We start from the raw sequence: 1,432 nt of genomic DNA, 5'->3' as shown, positions 1-1,432 counted from the left end.
AATAACCATAACACATACTCTCCTGATTTCTGGGGACAAAGTACTCGGCCATTGGTTCTTCAAATCCGGCTACAGGATTAAACATACGTTCCAAGTCCGACACACAACATCCTTTGTGTCCTTCCCCTATCTTATGATGAAGCGTGGTTAACGATTCCCAAACATCCTCATCTGCCAATGATTTCGAATCTTTATTCCAATTAATCTTTGCCGTTGAAGCTAACTGTTTAATAAATAAATTCTGCAACTTCATTTGAGTAGAGGTTAGTTTACGCCCTTTCAAAGTAGAACTCCAGATGTATTCATAAATGTCATTCATACATTCGTCAACATCATATTTATCGCCTTCAGCTTTCAGTGCCGAAAATTCCACACGGGCAGGAGCCGCCATCAATAATTTCATCAGCACATTACGCAAAGCATCAGAAGGTTTACCAACCATAGGCAACTTATCCAATACATCGCTGTTATCTAACCAATCCATCGTTTCCAGCTGTTCCAGAAAATAACTCATTGCCTCTTTTTGCTTCTCCTTCGGTTCACTTTCCAGAGCTTCCACTTTATCACCGACCAGTTTTTCATGCAGATAAATGCCACCGATATTATGATAAACATGCAACATATAAGTCAAATACTGCATTATAATACCATCATAAATAGCAGATCGGTGTTTATAATCATTATCTTCCTTATCCAGCCATTGGTTCAGATTAGCCAAGATATACTTCAGGTTTTTCACACCATATTGAGTTGCTTTTACCGCATCATCTCCCAGATCTTCCGTTTGAGAACGAGGGTCAAGTATATCCGACTGTTGTTTTCCATACCGATATACAGGATCACCGGATAAATCCGTAATCCACTTTGAAGTAATCGCATACTCTTCTTCCTCTGTTTTGGCTTCCGGTACCGGTGTATAATTCCAACGAATCAAATAATCATCATACAGCCCAAAGCGAGGAGGCATCATACGAACTCCACGCTCCATATCACCGGGTTGTGCCACATAATTAAAACGTGCATAATCCATTATAGAGGTAGTGGTGCCATGTTTCTGTGTAAACGAAGGAGAACGCAGAGAGTCCACCGGAATGACGGAAGAAGCACTCATATTGTGCATAAATCCGAGACAATGTCCTACTTCGTGTGAAACGACATAACGTAAAGCATCATCCATCACTTCCCTTGGAATAATTTTATGACGGACACGTTTGTCAGCTTGAGCAGTCTGGATAAAAATCCAGTTATTCAACAACTTTATAACATCATGATACAGATATACAGAAGCATTCAGTATTTCTCCACTGCGCGGATCTACCCAAGAGGGACCCATTGCATTTTCAATAGCAATCGGTGCATAACGAATACAAGAGTATTTCAAATTATCCGCATCAAATTCCGGATCATCTTTCGGAAATTCTTTAGCCTGGAT

General features: G+C 40.2%; 1 protein-coding gene. It reads right to left on the bottom strand.

The genetic code is table 11. The features are described 5' to 3' along the window. Positions 1-1,432: zinc-dependent metalloprotease (locus AB5935_RS26105; RefSeq protein WP_368327885.1), on the bottom strand; the 1,432-nt coding region annotated here is incomplete at both ends.

Source organism: Phocaeicola sp. RTP21198st1_B8_RTP21198_201120, assembly GCF_040929485.1.
In the GTDB taxonomy this organism is placed as follows: domain Bacteria; phylum Bacteroidota; class Bacteroidia; order Bacteroidales; family Bacteroidaceae; genus Phocaeicola; species Phocaeicola dorei.
The sequence above is the reverse complement of the archived record's forward strand: the minus strand, read 5'-3'. Positions and strand labels throughout refer to the sequence as shown.